Source organism: Kushneria sp. EE4 (genome assembly GCF_977968315.1).
The window spans coordinates 1238716-1254154 of sequence record NZ_OZ386212.1 but is presented as its reverse complement, the minus strand read 5'-3'; the positions used below and the strand labels follow the sequence as shown (position 1 = coordinate 1254154).

The 15439-nt window shown below is 59.6% G+C and carries 17 protein-coding genes; 7 read left to right on the top strand and 10 right to left on the bottom strand.

All coding sequences use genetic code 11. From position 1 onward, the window contains the following. Positions 1–3: 3 nt before the first annotated feature. The 3 genes from ACXMYO_RS05785 to gloB are packed head-to-tail and all read right to left on the bottom strand — an operon-like array spanning position 4 to position 3710. A complete protein-coding gene (locus ACXMYO_RS05785) occupies positions 4–1074 on the bottom strand; it encodes a microcin C ABC transporter permease YejB (RefSeq protein WP_438767388.1) in 1071 nt (356 codons plus the stop codon). Between the two features lie 5 nt (positions 1075–1079). Further along, positions 1080–2927 (bottom strand): extracellular solute-binding protein, encoded by a 1848-nt coding sequence (locus tag ACXMYO_RS05780; protein WP_438767387.1) that lies wholly within the window; start codon positions 2925–2927, stop codon positions 1080–1082. A 15-nt stretch (positions 2928–2942) separates the two neighbouring features. Next, on the bottom strand, positions 2943–3710 hold the full coding sequence (gene gloB, locus ACXMYO_RS05775; protein WP_438767386.1) for a hydroxyacylglutathione hydrolase: 768 nt from the start codon (positions 3708–3710) through the stop codon (positions 2943–2945). 130 nt (positions 3711–3840) lie between these two features. On the opposite strand from gloB, the gene ACXMYO_RS05770 reads away from it, so the two are divergent. Genes ACXMYO_RS05770 through nudC form a run of 4 tightly spaced genes read left to right on the top strand, consistent with a single transcriptional unit; the run spans position 3841 to position 6721 of the window. Next, entirely contained in the window at positions 3841–4710 is an 870-nt protein-coding gene (locus ACXMYO_RS05770) for a methyltransferase domain-containing protein (protein WP_438767385.1), read from the top strand. 34 nt (positions 4711–4744) lie between these two features. Further along, positions 4745–5212, top strand: a complete 468-nt coding sequence (rnhA, locus tag ACXMYO_RS05765) for a ribonuclease HI (protein ID WP_438767384.1) — start codon at positions 4745–4747, stop codon at positions 5210–5212. Next, positions 5209–5943 (top strand): DNA polymerase III subunit epsilon, encoded by a 735-nt coding sequence (gene dnaQ, locus ACXMYO_RS05760; RefSeq protein WP_457808083.1) that lies wholly within the window; start codon positions 5209–5211, stop codon positions 5941–5943. The genes rnhA and dnaQ overlap by 4 nt, the downstream gene beginning before the upstream one ends. 1 nt (position 5944) lies before the next feature. Beyond that, complete coding sequence (gene nudC, locus ACXMYO_RS05755) at positions 5945–6721, top strand: NAD(+) diphosphatase (protein WP_438767382.1); 777 nt, start codon at positions 5945–5947, stop codon at positions 6719–6721. Between the two features lie 37 nt (positions 6722–6758). Here nudC and ACXMYO_RS05750 read toward each other — a convergent pair whose 3' ends face one another. Beyond that, positions 6759–7085 (bottom strand): SCP2 sterol-binding domain-containing protein, encoded by a 327-nt coding sequence (locus ACXMYO_RS05750; protein ID WP_438767381.1) that lies wholly within the window; start codon positions 7083–7085, stop codon positions 6759–6761. Positions 7086–7219: 134 nt separating this feature from the next. Between ACXMYO_RS05750 and sohB the strand changes: the two genes are divergently transcribed. After that, positions 7220–8269 carry a protease SohB gene (sohB, locus tag ACXMYO_RS05745; RefSeq protein WP_457808082.1) on the top strand — a complete coding sequence of 350 codons (1050 nt, stop codon included), beginning with the start codon at positions 7220–7222 and terminating at the stop codon, positions 8267–8269. Between the two features lie 70 nt (positions 8270–8339). Here the strand turns inward: sohB and ACXMYO_RS05740 are convergent, their stop codons facing one another. Continuing rightward, entirely contained in the window at positions 8340–8612 is a 273-nt protein-coding gene (locus tag ACXMYO_RS05740) for an ArsR/SmtB family transcription factor (RefSeq protein WP_227876013.1), read from the bottom strand. Positions 8613–8865: 253 nt separating this feature from the next. Between ACXMYO_RS05740 and ACXMYO_RS05735 the strand changes: the two genes are divergently transcribed. Next, complete coding sequence (locus ACXMYO_RS05735) at positions 8866–9543, top strand: 7-cyano-7-deazaguanine/7-aminomethyl-7-deazaguanine transporter (RefSeq protein ID WP_457808081.1); 678 nt, start codon at positions 8866–8868, stop codon at positions 9541–9543. 61 nt (positions 9544–9604) lie between these two features. After that, positions 9605–10402 (top strand): alpha/beta fold hydrolase, encoded by a 798-nt coding sequence (locus ACXMYO_RS05730; protein WP_457808080.1) that lies wholly within the window; start codon positions 9605–9607, stop codon positions 10400–10402. Positions 10403–10423: 21 nt separating this feature from the next. Here ACXMYO_RS05730 and ACXMYO_RS05725 read toward each other — a convergent pair whose 3' ends face one another. From ACXMYO_RS05725 to ACXMYO_RS05705, 5 genes are all read right to left on the bottom strand, one after another. Beyond that, positions 10424–11842: an exonuclease domain-containing protein gene (locus ACXMYO_RS05725; RefSeq protein ID WP_457808079.1), complete on the bottom strand. Its 1419-nt coding sequence runs from the start codon at positions 11840–11842 to the stop codon at positions 10424–10426. Between the two features lie 130 nt (positions 11843–11972). After that, on the bottom strand, positions 11973–12425 hold the full coding sequence (gene mntR / locus ACXMYO_RS05720) for a manganese-binding transcriptional regulator MntR (protein ID WP_086898989.1): 453 nt from the start codon (positions 12423–12425) through the stop codon (positions 11973–11975). Between the two features lie 210 nt (positions 12426–12635). After that, positions 12636–13649 carry an ABC transporter substrate-binding protein gene (locus tag ACXMYO_RS05715; RefSeq protein ID WP_457808078.1) on the bottom strand — a complete coding sequence of 338 codons (1014 nt, stop codon included), beginning with the start codon at positions 13647–13649 and terminating at the stop codon, positions 12636–12638. Further along, positions 13646–14437, bottom strand: a complete 792-nt coding sequence (locus ACXMYO_RS05710) for an ABC transporter permease subunit (RefSeq protein ID WP_438767375.1) — start codon at positions 14435–14437, stop codon at positions 13646–13648. Before ACXMYO_RS05710 ends, ACXMYO_RS05715 begins: the two co-directional genes overlap by 4 nt. Then, entirely contained in the window at positions 14434–15189 is a 756-nt protein-coding gene (locus tag ACXMYO_RS05705; RefSeq protein ID WP_457808077.1) for an ABC transporter ATP-binding protein, read from the bottom strand. The genes ACXMYO_RS05710 and ACXMYO_RS05705 overlap by 4 nt, the downstream gene beginning before the upstream one ends. Positions 15190–15439 lie beyond the last annotated feature (250 nt).

The window sequence follows — 15439 nt, the reverse complement described above, 5'->3', positions numbered from 1 at the left end:
GCGCTAGCTCTCCCGTCGCTCGAAATCGATACGCGGATCGATGGCCACATAGGTCAGATCGGAAATCAGTTTGAGCACCAGACCGATCAGCGTAAAAAGAAACAGTGTGCCAAAGATGACCGGATAGTCGCGCTGCAATACCGCCTCATACCCAAGCATACCGAGCCCATCGAGCGAGAAAAGCACCTCGATCAAAAGCGCGCCGGTAAAGAAGATACCCACCAGCGCAGAAGGCAGGCCGGCAATCACGATCAGCATGGCGTTGCGAAACACATGGCCGTAGAGCTGGCGTCGCTCTGAGGCTCCCTTGGCACGGGCGGTCATCACATACTGCTTGTGGATCTCTTCGAGAAAGCTGTTGCGGGTCAAAAAGGCGAGCGTCGCGAAGCTGCCGATGGTCAGTGCCGTGACCGGCAGGGCGATATGCCAGAAGTAGTCGATGATCTTCCCCCACCAGGAGAGCTGGTCAAAATCAGGCGAGGTCAGCCCGCGCAGTGGAAACCAGTTGAGATAGCTTCCGCCGGCAAACACCACAATCAAAAGCAGCGCAAACAAAAAGCCCGGGATGGCGTAGCCCGCGATGACCAGTGCCGAGCTCCACAGATCGAATCGACTGCCCTGACGCACCGCCTTGACAATCCCCAGCGGTACGGCGATGAGATAGACCAGCAACGTGCTCCAGAGCCCCAGTGAGATGGAAACCGGCAGTCGATCAACAATCAGGTCCGTCACCGGCTGGCCGCGAAAGAAACTCTCGCCAAAATCCAGGCGCGCATAGTTGCCCACCATGATGGCGAAACGCTGCCACAGGGGCTTGTCGAAGCCGAACTGCGTATTGAGCTCCTCGATAAAGGCCGGATCAATGCCGCGTGTTCCGCGCGTGGCATCACCGCTGGAAACGACGCCATCGCTGCCACCCCCGAGAGCGGCGCCGGAACTCATGCCCTCGATACGTGACAGCATCTGCTCGACAGGTCCGCCGGGCGCGGCCTGTACGATGATGAAGTTGAGCAGCAGTACCGCCAGCAGAGTCGGCACCATCAGCAGGACGCGCATCACGATATACCGTGCCATGAGCGCTACTCCTGTCGTGATTCAATCTGATGGGCGCTTTGTGTGTCGACCCACCAGCTATCGAGATCCAGACCGTACTCGGGGCTTTGGTCAGGCATGGCAAATTTCTTCCAGTAGGCCAGTCGGGTCACCGGCGAGTGATACTGAGGAATCACATAAAACTCCCAGCGCAGGACACGGTCCAGCGCCGAGGCCGCCGACTCCAGCGCCTTGCGCGAGTCGGCCCGGATAATATGATCGATGAGATCGTCGATCGCCGGGTTTTCGATCCCCATGAGATTGCGACTCTGCGGCTGATCGGCATACTCACTGCCCCAGTACTCGCGCTGCTCATTGCCGGGGTTGTTGCTTTGGGCAATGACGGTGGTGGTCATGTCGAAATCAAACTGGCGCAGGCGAACCAGATACTGACTCGGATCGACGGTGCGAAGATTGACCTCAATTCCCAGCCGGGCCAGATTGCGCACCATGGGCAGCGCCATGCGCTCAAGACTTGCATCGCGCAGCAGCAACTCAAATCGCAGCGGCTGCCCCGTGTTTCGATCGACCATGCGGTTATCGCGTACCTCATAGCCGGCCTCACGCAGCAGATGCAGTGCTTCTTTCAATCGGGGGCGCAGCGTCTGCGGTGACTCAACGGGCAGGGGCGAATTGAAGACCGCTTCGGGCAACTGATCGCGCCACGGCGCAAGAAGCGCGCGCTCACCGTCGCTCGGCAACCCCGTGGCCTCCATGGTGGAGTGGTCAAAAAATCCCTGTGTACGAGCGTAGAGACCGTAAAAAAGGTTGCGATTGAGCCAGTCGAAATTAAATGCCAGCCCCAGCGCTCGGCGAACACGGCGATCCTTGAAAGTGTCCCGACGCAGATTCATCACAAAGCCCTGCATGGGCGCTGGATTGTGATCCTCGATTTCAACGCGCTCGATCAGCCCCTGACGAGCGGCAGGGAAGTCATAGCCGGTCACCCAGTTGCGGGCGATATTCTCGACACGAAAATCGACCTGCCCGGCACGAAAGGCCGTCTGTGCAACGCCCGGGTCGCGGTAGTAGTCAAAGATCAGGCGATCGATGTTGTAACGCCCCTTGTTGACCGGCAGGTCGCGCGCCCAGTAGCTGTCATCACGCTGATAGACAATGCGCTGGCCGGGCCGAACGTCGGCGATGCGATAGGGGCCGGAGCCCATCAGGGGATCAAGCGTGGGGCGTGTCATGTCACGACCGCGAATCTCTTCTGCCGACAGCACCGGCAGCTGCCCCAGAATCAAAGGCAGCTCACGCGAGTTGTTCGCGCTGAACTCAAAGCGCACGGTAAACGGTGACAGCACTTCAACATCGGTGACATCCGCGTAGTAGGCCCGATACATGGGTGACCCCTGCGTTGTCAGGGCCTCAAAGGAAACCACGACATCTTCGGCGGTGACCGGGCTGCCGTCGTGAAAATGCGCCCGGGAGTCCAGGTCGATCTCCATCCAGTGTCGATCCGGATCCAGTCGAATACCTGCTGCCAGCAGCCCGTAGAGAGTAAAGGGCTCGTCGGGGCTTTCCACCATCAGAGTATCGAAAGGCAGACCGCCAAAGGGCGTCAGCCCGCTGGCCGGGTCGCCACGCACGATAAAGGGATTGAGCGAGTCAAAGCTGCCCTGAGCGGCACGCACCATATCGCCGCCTTTGGGCGCGTCCACATTGACCCAGGGGAAATGCTTGAAATCGTCGGGCAGGGCCGGCGTATCGTATAGCGAAATACCATGTACGGTTGGCACCTCACTGACGGGGGCCGCCTGTAGCCCCTGGGTCATCAGCGCCAGTATGAGACCTGCCCATGGAAGACCACGCCGGCGAAGCCTTTCTGTCATGTCAGGCATCCGTGTTCAAAACCGATCCTTCCAGGCGCGCAGAGTGGCAAAGGTGGACAGGGCATCATGCGCCTCTCCCTGTTCGGCAGCGCCGCGCTGTACACTCTCCAGATGGACGCGCATGAACGGGTTGATCAATCGCTCACGTCCGATGGTGCTGGGCAGAGTGGGCCGGTCGAGCTCACGTGCCTTTTGGCACTCCTCGAGCAGGCTGTCCCGGGCGCTGTTGTCCGGCTCGGCGGCACGGGCAAACGTCAGGTTGGACAGCGTATATTCATGTGCACCAAAGACCAGCGTGTCATCATCGAGCTCGGCAAAGCGCGTCAGCGCCTGATGCATCTGTTCGGGCGTGCCTTCGAAAAGGCGCCCGCAACCGCCGCAGAAAAGGGTGTCGGCGCAAAAAAGCAGAGACGGCGTGCCGCTGGAGAGAAAGGAGATGTGATCCAGGGTGTGGCCGGGGGTGGCCATGACGTCAAAATGACGCCCCATCAGCCGAAAACGATCGCCTTCGCCAACGACCTCATCGATACCGGCAATGGCTGGATTGTCCGGCCCGATCACGCGCGGGGCGTAGCGCGTTTTGAGCTCGCCCAGCCCACCGGTGTGGTCCTGGTGATGGTGGGTGATCAAAATGGCTTCCAGGCCCGCACCCGTGCGCTCCAGATAGTCGATAACCGGCTGGGCTTCCCCCGGGTCGACCACGACAACGCTGCCCGTGTTGTCCTGTTGCATCACCCAGATGTAATTATCCTGGAACGCCGGCAGTGGTTTGACGGTCAACATGACAATCCTCGAAAAAGTAGGTTGAAAAAAGGGCGCAATGTGCCCGATGCCGCGAATGTTTCGGGTAACCGCCAGCCTCGAGAACCGGGGTGGTCATTAAACGCGATAACCATGCGATCAGGGGCCCTGCATGTCAAATCACCACGCAGACCAGGCAACGTTCAGCGAACAGTTCCTTGCCGGACAGCGTTACTGGCAGACCGCCCATGGCAGGCGACAGTGGCAGGCAGAGACGCACTGCCTGCATCAGCTGCTGGCAAGATCCGGCGTGCAGCACGCCCTTGAGCTCGGCGTCGCACCATCACTGCTGGCTCACGACAGCATTCGTCACCGCATTGGCTGGGCCCCGCAGCGGGACCTGGCCGACCATCCCTCGACACTGATCTGCCGCCCGGATGCTCTGCCACTGGCCGATGAGGCGCTGGAGCTGGTACTGGTTCACCACCTTCTGGAAGTCGCGCCTCAACCCACACATGTGCTGCGTGAAGCTGCACGGGTGACCAGCGACAGCGGCCGTTTGATACTGATCGGCTGGCACCCGCTGGGCATTGCAGGTCCGGCACGGCTCAAGCGCTGCCACGATGATTTCTATCAGCGTAGCCGATGGCTGACCCCAAAGCGGCTTCGCGACTGGCTGGGATTTATCGATTTCAATATCGAACGGATTGATTACTGCGGGTTTGTGCCCTTTGAAAACACCCCGGACTGGCTTCTCATGGAGCGCTGGGGTCGGCGCCACAATCTACCGCTGGGGCGGGCATGGATCATCAGTGCCAAACGTCAGATGTGTCGCATGATTCCATTGAAAAAGCGCTTTGATCCCGCTGCCATGCTGGGCAGCAAGGCCTCGGCACTGGCCTGTCTGTCACAAAAACGTTCGCCCGGTCCGGCGCACGATGCGCTACCGCCTGCCGGGCCTCGAGTCCAGGGCGATGGCGCGGCAGATAACATCGGGACAAGAAAACGCAGACCGGCAGCGGCCCCGGGTGTCATGGCATAATGGAACTCTGATACCGGATACCACGAGGCGCACAGTGAGCGATGAAGTACGTCCCCATGTCATTATCCATACTGACGGTGGGTGTCGGGGCAACCCCGGGCCGGGCGGATGGGGTGCGGTGCTGCGCAGCGGCCCTCATGAAAAGTGTCTGAAGGGCAGTGAAGCACACACCACCAACAATCGCATGGAGCTGATGGCTGCCATTTCTGCTCTGCGAGCCCTGACCCGCCCCTGTCGCATCGAGCTCTGGACCGATTCGCAGTATGTTCGTCAGGGTATCACCCAGTGGATTCATAACTGGGTCAAAAAGGACTGGAAAACCGCATCGAAAGCGCCGGTCAAAAACGCCGAGCTGTGGAAGATGCTGCTGGAAGAGTCCCGTCGACACGAGATTGAATGGCACTGGCTCAAGGGCCATGCCGGACATGAAGGCAACGAACTGGCCGACCAGCTGGCCAATAACGCCATGGATGAACTCAAAAGCCGCGAGACAACGTCATGAGACAGATCGTTCTTGATACGGAAACCACGGGTATCGAAGTCAGGGACGGGCATCGCCTGATCGAAATCGGAGGGGTCGAGGTGATCAACCGTCGCCTGACCGGGCGGCACTACCATCAGTATATCAATCCCGAACGCGCCATTGACCCGGAAGCCATCGAAGTCCATGGCATCACGGATGCACGTGTGGCCAATGAGCCGGTGTTTGCCGATATCGCCCACGAATTCTGGGCGTTCGTGCAGGGCGCCGAACTGGTCATCCATAACGCCCCCTTCGACGTGGGCTTTATCGATCACGAATTTGCCATGGTCAACCGGGCGCGCGGCAACGAGGCGCTGGGGCCGCTGGCATCAAAGTGCAGCATTCTCGACACGCTGAAGATGGCGCGTGATCGCCATCCGGGGCAGCGCAACAGCCTGGATGCCCTGTGCAAGCGCTACGATGTCGACAACGGCCGTCGCGAACTGCACGGCGCTTTGCTGGACTCCGAGATTCTGGCCGATGTCTATCTGGCCATGACCGGCGGACAGACCGCTCTGACGCTTGGGGCCGAGCAGGACAGCGACAGCAGCAACAGCGGCCATACCGGCTTTGCCATTCGCCGGCTGGCCGCCGACCGGGCGCCGCTGCGCGTGATTGCCGCCAGCGATGAAGAAGCCCAGGCCCATCAGCAAAAGCTGGCGAAGCTGCGGGAAAAGGGCGTGTGTCTGTGGGACGAACTGGGAGCTTGAGGTGCTGACACGCGATATTCGAACGCTTGCAGACTGCCGCGAAGGCCATCTGATTCGTATCGGCGAGCATGGCATTGCCGACAACGGGCAGGGCGGCATTCTGCAGTCTCGTGCCCGCTGGCCGGATGGTGCCATCGCCATCGGCTACTGGAACGATGTGCCGGTGGCCGTGCTGTCCGAGCCCGGCGAGGAGCAATGGCTGCCGGCGCGTCACTGGCTGGGCGCACTGCCCGAACAGTCTTTCGGACTGCTCTCCACGGCGCTTCAGATCGTGCGCTGGTCGCAGGATCATCGTTTCTGTGGTCGCTGCGGCAAACGCATGCGCCGACGCCCCGGCGAGTTCATGATGGCGTGTCCTGCCTGCAGCTTTCGAAGCTACCCCCGGATTTCACCTTGTATCATTACGCTGGTAACCTGGCGTGATCAGCTGCTGCTGGCGCGAAGTCCGCGCTTTCCCACCGGGCGCTTTAGCACGCTGGCCGGCTTTATCGAGCCCGGCGAGTCGGCAGAAGAGGCCGTGCGCCGTGAGGTCTTTGAGGAAGTAGGCGTGCAGGTCGGGCGGGTCAGCTACTTCAAAAGCCAGTCATGGCCAATGCCGCACTCCTTCATGATGGGGTTTTACGCCGAGGCCGCCAGCCGGGACATCCACATCGACGGCATCGAAATCGAGGCCGCCGACTGGTTTACTGCCGATCAATTGCCGGGTTTGCCGCCGTCGTATTCCATTTCAAGCGCCTTGATTGAAAACTTTCTCAGAGGCAGCGCCGCTCGGGAGTAAATGCTCAGGTGTCAGGCCTTGCCGCGGCGAAACAAGGCTAGGCGTCGCCGCGGCGACGAAACAGACGCGTCAGACGGGACGCCAGCATGATATCGCCACGGGCACGCACCTTGCCGGACATGACCGCCTGCATGCCGCCGAGCTCCTTGTTGATCAGCCGCTCGAAGGTGCGGGTATCTGTCATTAGCGTCACGGAAGGGGATTCGTGATTTCCTTCCTGAATGTCCAGCGTTCCATCATTGATTACGACGAAATAGCGTTGCCCTTCAGCCAGTTCGAGCTGCAGGGTCTCGTGGACGCCCGCTGCCGCTTGCGCATCAAAGCGTTCATGGAGTTTTGCAATCAGTGGCGCGGTATCGACCATCTTTATGTCCGGTTGATGAGTAAAAAATACATGATAGCCATGTCATGGCACGCGATGTTCGCTTTTCAGCACAACAAGGCCTCGTGTGCGATGATGGCGCGCATTCTATCCGTTATACCCGGGAGGTTGAAAACGTGGGCGAATGGTTATCCAGCTATGCGCTGTTTCTGGCACAGAGTGTCACGGTGGTTGCCGCCATCGCCGTGGTCCTGATACTCATGATTCGGACCCGTGGTCAGCGACAGGATCGAGGCGCCAGACTTCATGTGCGCAATCGTGGAGAATATTTTCGGCGTCATCGCGAAACTCTTGAGGACGCCACTCTCGAAGACGGCGAACGCGAACGTCATGTCAAGGCTCGCCTGAAAACGCGCAAGACAGAACAAAAGACGGCCAAAAAGCAGGGACACACCGGCGAAAGGCGCAATACGCTCTGGGTACTGGATTTTGACGGTGACCTGCGAGCGTCTCGTGTACCAGCTTTCACAGAAGAGATCACCAGTATCATTACAGCGGCCGGCCCCGGGGATGAGGTGCTGGTACGCCTGCAATCGGGCGGGGGGCTGGTTCATGCCTACGGCCTGGCCAGCGCGCAGCTTGACCGTCTGCGAGAGGCGGGGCTCAGACTGACCGTCAGTGTTGACAAGGTGGCTGCCAGCGGCGGCTACATGATGGCCTGCTGCGCCGATCATCTGATTGCCGCGCCCTTTGCCGTCATCGGCTCGATCGGCGTGGTGGCTCAGGTGCCCAATGTGCATCGCCTGCTCAGGAAAAACGACGTCGATGTCGAAATCCTCACCGCCGGACGCCACAAGCGAACGCTTACGATGCTGGGCGAAAACACCGAAGAAGGGCGCCAGAAGTTTCTGGACGATCTCGAAAAGACCCATGATCTTTTCAAGGCATGGATTGCTTCTCGCCGACCGGCACTGGATATTGAACAGGTCAGCGAAGGCGATATCTGGTACGGCCAGCAGGGCATCGGTCTGGCGCTGATCGATGAGGTCAATACCAGCGAGGCCTGGCTGCAGGCGCACAGCGATCAGTATCGGATTCTCGAAGTCAGCCTCAGACCGCAGCGCTCGATGCTTGAGCGTTTTGGCAAGCGCAGTGAGGGCGCCATCGAGCGAGGCATTGATCGCGCCATCGACCGTGTGGTGCGACTGCGGTGGGAAAAGCAGTAAGGCGTGGCCAACGACAAACGGCCTGCCCCTGTCAGGGGGGCAGGCCGCTTATTCAAACCACGTGCCGGAATCAGGATCGATCAAGTCCTGCCAGCGTATCGATAACTGCCTCGGCGTGTTTACCACGCAGGGAGTAATAGATCGTCTGGGAAGCGCGGCGTGTATTGACGAGCTCCTCGCGGCGAAGCACGGCAAGATGCTGTGACAGCGCCGATTGGCTCAGGTCAAGTTTGCTGTTCAGCTCCGATACGGACATTTCACCCTCTCTGAGAAGACAGAGAATGCGCAGTCGGTTTTCGTTGGCCATGGCCTTGAGCAACGGTGCAGAATCGAGAATGACCATTTCGCACCCCGCTGTCGCGATCGGTGCAGTGGCACATACACTCATTTTTAACTCCTTGTGAAAAAAAACGCTCTGCCTGTCTGACGCGCTATCGTCCAATTGCTGCTTATGGCAATCCTCGGCGTTCAAACAGTGCAGTACCGTGTGCCATGGCAGTGATGAACTCTCTCATCAAACAGCCTCTGGATTAGCGCTCACGGTTAGATGATTTTATACCTTTCTGGTTCACACAATTCGATTAAAAAAAGCAATAATGCTCATATTTGACTATGCCAAAATGCGTATTGCGCTTTTTGTAATCTGCAGCTTCCATATTCTGGTCATTGCCGCCAGCAATTACCTGGTTCAACTGCCCATTACGCTTTTGGGCTTTCATACCACCTGGGGGGCTTTCAGCTTTCCCTTTTTGTTTCTTGCCACCGACCTGACCGTTCGTCTCATGGGACGAGACGCGGCAAGGCGTTTGATTGCCCGGGTCATGCTGCCGGCTCTGGTGGTTTCCTATCTGGTCTCTGTATTGTTCCAGCAGGGGCAGTGGCGTGGGATGGAGGCGCTGGGGTCGTTCAATCTCTTTATCGCCCGGATCGCACTGGCAAGCTTTATGGCCTATGTCCTTGGCCAGACGCTGGATATCGTGGTGTTCGATCGTCTGCGCCAGCGACGGCCCTGGTGGCTGGCACCGGTCGGCTCTACCATTGTCGGCAATCTGCTGGATACCTTTATCTTCTTTTTCGTGGCGTTCTGGCAAAGCCCCGACCCCTTCATGGCCGAGCACTGGATCGAAATAGCACTGGTCGACTATGGTGTGAAACTCATCATCAGCCTGCTGCTGTTTCTTCCTCTTTACGCCATGTTGTTGGTCTGGCTCCAGCGATGCCTGCTTCAACTGTCCGGCGCCAAAGCCCGGGCGATTGACGACAAACACCCGTGATGGCGCCCCAGGCGAGAGATGGGCACCATGGCGTTGATATGAACACGGTTATGGAGCGTTCATGAGCATTGAACTTCACTACGCGGATTCAGGCATGCCGGAACAGGCAGGCGCATCGCCACTTGTGGTGTTACATGGGCTTTTTGGCAGCGCCGACAACTGGCGCTCCCACGTTAAACACTGGCGTCAGAGGCGACGCGTGGTGGCTCTGGATCTGCGTAATCACGGTCGTTCAAGCCATGCCCCGGGCATGAGTTATGAGGACATGGCAGCGGACGTACTGGACGTCATGGACCATCTGGAAATCGACCGATTCGATCTACTGGGGCATTCCATGGGTGGCAAGGTCGCCATGACCCTGGCTCGGCGTCATCCGCAGCGGGTCTCACGCCTGATCGTGGCCGATATTGCACCCGTTGCCTACGAGCATGGCCATGACGATATCTTTCGCGCCCATCGACTGGTCGAGGACGCGCTGCCGGAGTCCCGCAAGGAAGCCGATGACGCCATGGCCGAAGCCATCGACAGCCAGACCACCCGACAGTTTCTCGCTACCAACCTGGTCCGCGACGATCAGGGCATTCTGGGCTGGCGCGTCGGGCTTGATTTCATCGAGGAAGGCTACGGCGACATTGTAGCGCCCCCGGGGGGAGAAGCGCCCTTTGAAGGGCCAACGCTGGTGCTGCGCGGTGAACACTCCGACTACGTCACAGACAAGGCGCTGGCGATCATTGCCGAGGTCATGCCGGCATCAAGAGTCGAGACCATCAAGGGAGCCGGGCACTGGCTTCATGCTGAAAAGCCTGAAGCCTTTATTCGTGCCGTCGATGGTTTTTTGGCGCAGCCTCTGAAGGGGTGACCGCGGCGGCGTGATCCGGCATCAACCTTCAAGCGGGATCACGCTCAGGCCGTCATGATCGGCGGCCAGAAAGCGCGTTAAAATCTTGTAGGTGTCGGCATCAAAGGCCACCTCGGTCGCCGTCGGAGACTGCTCCAGGTGTTCGACACTGCCGAGATAGCACCAGTGATCCACCAGGTGATAGACCACGTCCTGATCGCTGGCTGCCTCGCGAAAGGCCACGCGCCCGGGCCAGGGCCAGTGCTGGATGCGCAGGCGCTCCAGCGCTTCCCGGGCACGCCGAGCGTGTGCGTCCAGATCTTCCTGTCCACAGCAGGCACCGCCGCAGCGGCCGATCTGATAGGCAAAGCAGCGCCCCTTGCCGCGCTCAAGCCCCATCACTCTGGGGCAAAGGCGCTGCTGCTCGACAATGCTGGTCAGGGCCTGAGTGGCTTCCCGCCGGGAGCGGAACATGCCATAGCGTGTACCGGTAACATCCTCATGCAGCGTTTTCTGCCCGGCAAGCTGCGGCGCCTGCGCGCCTTGCGGCCAGTACCAGGTATGCAGCCCGGCGCTACGACGCAGCTGACGGTTATAGATGGGCGAAAGCTGCTTGACCAGTCGGGCTTCGAGCAGCTGCGCGCCCAGATCCCCCGCGGTTTCATGCCATTCCAGATGCTGAGTCTGCTGACAGATTTTCATTTCCCGATCGTTGCGGTGATCGTTATTGAAATGACTCAATACCCTTGAGCGCAGGTTGACACTCTTGCCCACATAGAGCGGCAAACGGTTGTGTCCATAGAAAAGATAGACACCGGGCCGGGCAGGCACTTCATCCAGCAGCCCGGGGTCAAGCTGGGCCGGCAGACTGCGTCGGCGCTCCTGATCGAGTACCTGCGCTTCGATATGCTCCACACAGTGATGTCTTGACCAGTACTGCCAGACGGAAAACAGCGTCAGTGTATCTCCCATCGCCCGATGGCGCGGTGGATGGGCCTCGAGCTGATAGCGCTCCAGAAGGGCATCCAGACCGTGCTGATGCGAGCCCTTGTCCAGGGCCCGCGACAGCTTGAGCGTACAGACAACGCGTCGGCGAAACTCGCGTCCCAACCGCCGAAATTCGTTACGCAGGAAACTGTAATCAAAGCGCGCATTGTGGGCGACCAGCCAGCCATCCCCCAGCCACTGTTCGAATCTGTCGGCAATGTCCTCAAAGCCTGGCGCACCGTTGACCAGTGCATTATCGATGCCGGTCAGCCTGGCAATGCGGTCGGGAATGTCGATGCCGGGATCGACCAGGGATTCAAAGCGGTCAACAATGCGCCCATCGAGTACGCGCAGCGCGGCAATTTCGGTAACACGATCCCGCGTGGCCCGCGTACCGGTGGTTTCAAGGTCAATAAAGATCAGCGGCGTATCCGCCAGCGGCGGATGCGTTTGACCCGTTGGATGAGACGACATGACCAGAGTCTCCCGACGCCCGGGGCGTCGTGCTGGAACATAAAAAATGGATGCGCCTGCAGACGGCCGCAGGCGACAAGGCGTTACTCAGGATAGGCGTCACAACGTCACAACGGGAAACGGCGGGGCATCAACGGCTGGTCATGCGGGAAATGGAATCCGGCACAAGATGCGGGTTGTCAGCCAGAAAGCGGTGCATAGCAGCAACCGTTTCATCACTGCAGTGGTGCTCAATGCCTTCGGAGTCGGCTCGCGCGATGCTTTCCGGCACGCCAAGGGCAAGAAGGGCCTGTAAAACGACCCGATGGCGTGCGGCCACCTTATGGGCCAGCTCTTCTCCCTGATCGGTCAGAAAGATCCCTCGATAGGGGCGGGCGTTGACCAGCCCATCACGCTTGAGACGCGTTACCACCTTGGAGACGGCCGCCGGGCTGACCCCGAAACGATCGGCCAGATCGCTGGCACGTGCCTCGCCCAGGTGGCGATGCAAATGCGCTATTTCCTCGACATAGTCCTCCACCAGTTCACGCTGGTGATCCTGGCGCACGCGCTCAAAATGTTCGTGGTGGGACGTTGATGGCATGACTCTCTCTTGATCGATCGCCGAAACGGGAATAAAAGTAACACATAAAAGTTGACTATTATAATAAGGATTGTAAACAACGCCGTATTAAACGGCGCCGTTTAAAACCTGCTTTCTTATCGGCGTTTTCGGGAGGCACGGCTGCCCGTTCGACCCATATTTCTACCCGAAAATCCGTGCCTTTTGAGCCCTTTAAGGGCGGGATTCATGTTATCTGCCAACGGCATTGACGTCTTCGGCCAGACGCTCGACGGGAACGCGCTTTTTGATCACACCGCGATCGAGCAGAAAATTTTCGAAATCCCGATAGCGGCCGGTATCGAGCGCGGCCGGACGTAGCGCAAAGCGTGCGATGCTGGCCTCCCATGCCTTGTGATTGACCTCATTGTCCAGCGACGCATCGTAGGTTCTAAAAAGCTCCCAGCCTTCTTCCGGATGATTCACAATCCACATGGTCGCCTGCTCGATGGCTCTCATGAAGCGTGCCACCAGAGGACGTTTCTCATCGAGCGTGTCGGTACCGGCCACAAAGATCAGCTCATCATAAACGGGCACACCTTCTTCCTCGATAAAAAATGCCCGGCCTTCAACCCCTTCCTGGGCCAGCTGTGCCGGCTCAAAGTTGCGAAAGGCGCCCGTGACGCCATCGACCCGGCGACTCAAAAGGGCAGGGGTGAGCGCAAAATTGACGTTGACGGGCTCGATATCCTCCATCCCGAGGCCCGAGTGATTAAGCATTGCCGCCAGCAGGACTTCCTCAACGCCGCCAACCGAATAGCCGACGCGCTTGCCCTTGAGGTCGCTGAACTGATGAATGTCGCTGTCGGCTCGCACCATCAAAACATTCAGCGGTGTGGCGATCAGAGTGCCGACCCGCTTGATCGGTAGCCCCTCATCTACCTGCAGATGAAGCTGGGGTTGATATCCCAGCGCCAGATCCTCTCGCCCGGCTGCCACCAGCTTGGGCGGCGCGGTCGGATCAGCCGGCGTTTTAATGGTGACCTTCAGCCCCAGATCGCGAAAAAATCCCTTTTGCTCGGCAATGATGATTGGCCCATGGCTGGGATTGACGTACCAGTCGAGCATCAGGCTCAGAGACGCCTCGGGAGGCGCCGACAGGGGCGTTGGCGCATCGCTGCCAGAGCGCTCCTCGGCCCGGGCCGCACCGGTGAGCACAATGGCCACAAGCGCTGTGAGACATAGCCGATCGAACAGTTTTTTCATGGTGTTTCTCCATTGATCAACGCCTGCCTGCCGGTACGATCCGGCTGCCAGGGCATGGCCAGACGGCACAAAAGGTCGACGGTAAAATAAAGTGTGATGGTGATAGCCAGTAAAACGACCAGCGCGGCAAACATGAGATCGGTCTGCATGCGGCCGTTGGCCTGCAGCATGAGATAGCCCAGTCCGGCGCTGGAACCCACCCACTCACCGATGATGGCCCCGATCGGGGCAGCGGTAGCCGCCATGCGAAGCCCCGAGGCCAGCGATGGCAGGGCGGCCGGCAGGCGGATATAAAAAAGTTGGCGATTGGCGCTGCCGCCCATGGTAGCTGCCAGGTCGAGCCAGCTGGTCCGGGTCTGGCGCAGTCCGTCATAGCAGGTCGAGGCGACCGGGAAATAGATGATCAACGTCGCCATGACAATTTTCGAACCCGGCCCGTAGCCGAACCAGAGCACCAGCAATGGGGCAATGGCAAATACCGGGATGGCCTGAGTCAGCAGTAAAAGCGGCAGCACGGTCGAGCGTAAAAAGGCCCAGCGCGACAGCGTCAGCGCCGTCACCGTTCCCAGCAGCGTCCCGCACACAAAACCCGCCACGATCTCGCCCAGCGTGACCAGGGCGTGATGCCACAAAAGCCCGGACTGGTTAAGCAGGGTGTGTAAAACACTTGAAGGCGCCGGCAGCATATAGCGCGGCGCACCGGAAGACACCACCAGCTGCCAGAGCGCCACCAGCACGGCGGTGGCAAGACACAGTCGCCAAAGGGGCAGGGCAAGGGATCGCATCATGCACCAGGCTCCCTTAGAACCCTTAAAAGCTCACCATGGTGACGGCTCATGGATTCGGTGGCCGGGTCGCGTGGCACAAGGCCCTCGGGTGGCGCCGCGCGCTCGATGCGGGCAGGACTGCCGCGCATGATCAGAATCTGATTGCTCAGACGCAATGCCTCGAGAGGATCATGCGTGACCATCAGCACCACGCGGTCCGCCAGAAGCTCGCAGGCAATGGCGTGGATATCAAGGCGCGTCATCGCATCGAGCGCGGCAAAGGGCTCATCCATCAGCACCAGCGGTGCCTGTTCATAAAGCGTGCGTGCCAGCGCCACCCGGGCGCGCTCGCCGCCGGAAAGGGTCTGCGGATAGCGCCGTGCGGCCCGGCCCAGCCCGACTTTCTCGAGAAGCGCCATGGCACGCTCGCCATCCCCGCGCTCGCCGCGCATGACAGCCCCCAGTGACACGTTATCGATGACGCGCCGCCAGGGCAGCAACAGATCCTGCTGACCCATCCACGCGATACGCCCTTCAAAGGGGCGCTGTGTTTCATCCACCAGTGACAGATGGGCATCGCTTGAAACGTCAAGCCCTGCGATCATGCGCAGCAAAGAGCTCTTTCCGCAGCCGCTTCGCCCCAGCAGGCAGCTCCAGCCGGGGGCGGGAAGAGACAGCGACACGTTGTCAAACAGCACACGCTCGCCAAAGGCGAGACGTGCCCCGGACACGCTGAGCGCGCTGGATCTGGAAAGTGGGTCCTGCTTAGGCATGAAGGCCCTTTTTAAAGGGCGAAGGGCACGGCGTGCGTGATTCGAAATCCCTCCGCCGGTATGAACCGGATCAGGTAATGGGCGTCATTCAAACGCCTTGCGGGTTGTGGCCAACCACTCTCAGCATCGATATGTCTCGATACACCCCGTTCGAACATCGCCGATTCTAGCGCCCCGGCGGCGCATTCACCACGATTGCCTGCACAACTGCGAAGAACGCGATCCCTGTTTTCGATATAAAGCACTTTTT